The organism is Vibrio sp. 2130-1 (genome assembly GCF_033339515.1).
In genome coordinates, this window is sequence record NZ_JAWOUT010000041.1 from 1 (window position 1) to 3,893 (window position 3,893).

Annotated in this window: 6 protein-coding genes; 5 read left to right on the forward strand and 1 reads right to left on the reverse strand. The window is 40.4% G+C overall.

Annotated elements, in window-relative coordinates; translation table 11 throughout:
- Positions 1–95 precede the first annotated feature (95 nt).
- A complete protein-coding gene (locus tag R7Q09_RS23945) occupies positions 96–356 on the forward strand; it encodes a hypothetical protein (protein ID WP_262640754.1) in 261 nt (86 codons plus the stop codon).
- Between the two features lie 208 nt (positions 357–564).
- Complete coding sequence (locus tag R7Q09_RS23950) at positions 565–945, forward strand: DUF4087 domain-containing protein (protein WP_262628293.1); 381 nt, start codon at positions 565–567, stop codon at positions 943–945.
- A 253-nt stretch (positions 946–1,198) separates the two neighbouring features.
- Here the strand turns inward: R7Q09_RS23950 and R7Q09_RS28855 are convergent, their stop codons facing one another.
- Positions 1,199–1,462 carry a hypothetical protein gene (locus R7Q09_RS28855; protein WP_155486732.1) on the reverse strand — a complete coding sequence of 88 codons (264 nt, stop codon included), beginning with the start codon at positions 1,460–1,462 and terminating at the stop codon, positions 1,199–1,201.
- Positions 1,463–1,779: 317 nt separating this feature from the next.
- Here R7Q09_RS28855 and R7Q09_RS23955 point away from each other — a divergent pair, with 317 nt between their 5' ends.
- From R7Q09_RS23955 to R7Q09_RS23965, 3 genes are all read left to right on the forward strand, one after another.
- The gene (locus R7Q09_RS23955) at positions 1,780–2,334 is read left to right on the forward strand and encodes a hypothetical protein (protein ID WP_053807654.1); all 555 of its coding nucleotides are present in this window, start codon (positions 1,780–1,782) and stop codon (positions 2,332–2,334) included.
- A gap of 426 nt (positions 2,335–2,760) precedes the next feature.
- Entirely contained in the window at positions 2,761–3,252 is a 492-nt protein-coding gene (locus R7Q09_RS23960) for an RDD family protein (RefSeq protein ID WP_006879709.1), read from the forward strand.
- 143 nt (positions 3,253–3,395) lie between these two features.
- Entirely contained in the window at positions 3,396–3,695 is a 300-nt protein-coding gene (locus R7Q09_RS23965) for a hypothetical protein (RefSeq protein WP_054702843.1), read from the forward strand.
- Positions 3,696–3,893 lie beyond the last annotated feature (198 nt).

The following is a 3,893-nucleotide window of genomic DNA, read 5'->3' on the forward strand; positions in this document are numbered from 1 at the left end:
TATGCGTTGCGTCTAGTGTTTAAGGTGGCATGCGGGAGCATCGGTATTGCGTTGCTCACACCTTAACAGGGCGTTATGTGTCTATGGAGGAAAGAGTGATATCCGATATCTTAGAAGAAATTTTGACACCAGTTTCTAGGACGATTAATAAGGTTATTGGCTTTCTAGTGGTTGACGTATTCGTTGAGTTTGGATGTTATTTTCTGGGTAAAGTAACTTTGTTACTACTCACGCTTGGTAGGTTCCCTGATAAAACTAAATCACAAGAACATAAAGGTAAAATATCACTGTTCGGGCTTACTATTTTCTTTTCGATTTTAATTTTCATCGCACATAACAACCAAGTAGGCGCATAAAAACCAAGTAACGGCGTATCAAACAGTTGGGGTTTCATCATTCGATTTGCTCACATCTTGAGTTCGCCACATAACAAATTGTTCAAGAGTGATTCGGCACGCGTAGCATTTTTGCTATGCGTTAGTTTTAGTGGTTAAGGTGTTATGCGGCGGCTTCGCTATTGCGTGCCTCACACCTTAACAAGGCGTTAGGCGAATGGAGTAAGTAATGAGATTTTTGATTGTTATTCTGGGGATGTTTTCTGCATTAACAGCGACGGCAGAAGAGACTCGATGTGGATGGCTTGAAAATCCTTCTCCTGCCAATATGTGGTTGATTGATCGCGATGGCTCGTGGGATATATCAGTCCAAGGTACTTCAAATGCATTGGACGATAAATCGATGGAACTGCTTTATCAAGCGACTGCAAATGAAAATGAATTTGTTAGAACAAATCGAAGCTATGGTTTTAGTTGTGCTTGTTTAACATTGGACGTAGACGAAGAGAAAAATTCGATTACAACAATCTATAAATCCAAGCAGTTACCTTTGAAGCAGTGTTTAGAGGACATATCCATAACGAAAGATATTCCACTTCCTTTTAAGTAATTCGCCTAACAAATTGTTCAAGAGGGATTCGCAACGCGTGGCACTTTTACTATGCGTTAGTTTTAGTGACTAAGGTGGTATGCGGCGGCTTCGGTATTGCGTTGCTCACCCCTTAACAAGGCGTTAGTCGCCAGAAAAAGCTAGCAGTCAAAATCATGTTTCTAAGCTCAAAACTTGGCTACTGGTTGTTTGATTCATAGTTCCATCTTCGACGGGCAAAGCTCAGTTTCATCGGTTCTAGATCAATGCATTGCTATTTACCAAGCGGTTGTTTCGTTCTTTGGTGGTGATAGAGCGGGGCGATCGAGAGTCTGTTTTTGGTTGCTACTTCGCTCGGTGAGTTTGTTGGTACAAAAGCCGATTTACTCGCTGAAAGGACGTTTTCTCTGGTGTGGTAAGTTCCACGTGGTTTCAGTGACTTTGTTGAAAGTCCGCACTGTGAGATTAGCTTTCCAAAGGCGCTATTTGGTGTTGTCCGTCCGTTTTCTGCGGCGTTGTTTGTTCCAAGTGGTTTCATTGAGTAGCCGCTTTGAGACTACGCCTGACTTAAATGCATCAAAGCACATAAAGTTTGTTGTTCGCAAAGTTTAGTTCGGCTTAAAATTGTCGCTCGGTGCCTCGCGACTAACAAACTGCTCAAGAGGGATTCGCAACGCGTGGCATTTTTACTATGCGTTGAATTTAGTGATTAAGGTGGTTTGCGGCGGCTTTTGTATTGCGTTGCTCACCCCTTAGCAGGGCGTTAGTTTCATAACATTTCCTATACACCACTGAGTGCATATGTTATTCTTTTTATTTCATAAAATAAGCCCTAAAATTATACATGGATGAGTGATGAGTAACGTAATTTCAGTTAGCAGTTTACCGTATAATTTGCCAAGCAATGAGCAAGAACAATTAAGAATATTAGCTAAAATAATCGGTTTTAAACCAGAACTACTTGTTGGGGCTGGAAAAGTAGAAGTAGATGCGATTTGTTCGATGATCTTGTATAGACATCTCAGTCAGAAGCAACGAGTAGATGCTATGAAACTGATACGAAGTGTTTCGAATAGAGCCTTAATGGGAAAACTAGTAACAGGAGCGCTAGACACTACTTTTGTTAACCCACAATATGGCATGTGGTCAATGACTGAGAAAGAGTTACAGTCTGATAAAGATTTTCATAGCTTTTTAGACAATTTCGCTAGTTATATAGGTATTGGTGCTTCAAGCCTTGGACTCAAAGACCTATACAAGGAATCTAAAGCTAGAGGTAAACTTGGCAGAGGTGGTTTAGCTATGCTTGTCATTTGGGGAGCTGTTGCGTTTAATAAGTCTGAATTAAAAAAAGTTAATACAGAGTTAGAAAATCGAAGTGTACGATTGGTTTCGGGGCTTCATCAATGATTTCAAATATTATTTCTTATGTGCTTGTCACTGTCTTCGCTATATGGTTGTGGAATGATGCTCCAGCTCAACATAGAGATAACCTGTTCTATGTGGCCGTAGTATGTTCTCAAATCGGTTTCTTTATTTATTCTCGAAAGTTAGAGAAACTTAAAAATAAGGTAGAAGACTTGGAAAATAAGCACTCTCTAGAAACAAAAAACTAACAAGGCATTTAAGAGTGATTCCCAACGCTTGGCATTTTTTATGTCATCGTTGGGTTTCGTGTTTAAGGCGTACAGGTTTCGTCTGGTGGTAGCGTTGCTCACACCTTAATGCGGCGTTATGTTAATCGAAGTGTGTTGCAATTAATTGAATATTGTCTTGAGAAAGAAATTACATTACGTATCATGCATTTAAGTTGGTTATGTAAACTAGGTAAATAATATGAAAGATAATGTTCCCGCGAAAATGAGTGATTTGTACGAATATTCAGGTTTTTGGCCTCGAGTTGGTGCTAGTCTAATTGATACTGTGATAATTTGTGTCCTTACATACCCGATTCTAGTAGCGGTTTATGGCTGGGCATATTTTGACAACGATGCGTTAGTACAAGGCTTCGCTGACCTGATTTTAAGCTGGATTTTTCCATTGGTAGCGGTCATTGGTTTCTGGCTTTATCGTCAAGCGACACCAGGTAAAATGGCTATATCAGCGAAAATTGTAGACGCTAAAACTGGCGATAAACCTACCCTTCAACAGTATATTGTAAGATACCTTGGGTATATCCTAGCGACAATCCCTCTTGGACTAGGTATATTTTGGGTGGCTTGGGACAAGCGTAAACAGGGGTGGCACGACAAACTCGCCAATACCGTCGTTATCTGCGAAAAAGATCGAAACACACCTCAAGAAGTTGAATTCTCATCAAAAAATTAACATAACAAAGCATTTAAGAGTGATTCCCAACGCTTGGCATTTTTCATTCCATCGTTGGGTTTCGTGTTTACGGTGGTAAGGTTTAGGTCTGTGGTCGCGTTGCTCACACCTTAATGCGGCGTTAGAGCGCAGGAGAAAAAAGTATGAACATGACCGATATAGTTGAATACATTTCATATCTTATCGCCGGCATTATTATCGCTCCTTTCGGCTTTATGCTGTTTAAAGAATTCATTGGTAAAGATCGCAAGACGGTTACAGATGAAGTCAAATCAACAGTAGGTGACGAATCTAGAAAGTTTCTGGGTGGTAGGTATGGTGATGCCGTTGTAGGTCAATTTGTCGAGTTTAAACTGTTAATAGCGATAGGCTTGCCAGTAGTACTATTTCTAGGAATTTCTTCCTTGGTAAATTCTCTTTTGAAAGTTCTGTTCAACCTGTGAGCTGCGCTCTAACAAACTGTTCAAGAGGGATTCGCAACGCGTGGCATTTTCACTATGCGTTGATTTTAGTGTTTAAGGCGGTATGCGGCGACTTCGGTATTGCGTTGCTCACCCCTTAACAGGGCGTTAGCTATTTCTCGTATATAAAGGAGTTCCAGTGGTAAAAGTTCTCGTTAGTTCATGTTTGGTTGGAAACAA

Coding starts and splice junctions, on each gene's coding strand:
- R7Q09_RS23960 (WP_006879709.1), top strand. CDS start 2,761: ATGAAAGATAATGTTCCCGCGAAAATGAGTGATTTGTACGAATATTCA.
- R7Q09_RS23950 (WP_262628293.1), top strand. CDS start 565: ATGAGATTTTTGATTGTTATTCTGGGGATGTTTTCTGCATTAACAGCG.
- R7Q09_RS23955 (WP_053807654.1), top strand. CDS start 1,780: ATGAGTAACGTAATTTCAGTTAGCAGTTTACCGTATAATTTGCCAAGC.
- R7Q09_RS28855 (WP_155486732.1), bottom strand. CDS start 1,462: ATGAAACCACTTGGAACAAACAACGCCGCAGAAAACGGACGGACAACA.
- R7Q09_RS23965 (WP_054702843.1), top strand. CDS start 3,396: ATGAACATGACCGATATAGTTGAATACATTTCATATCTTATCGCCGGC.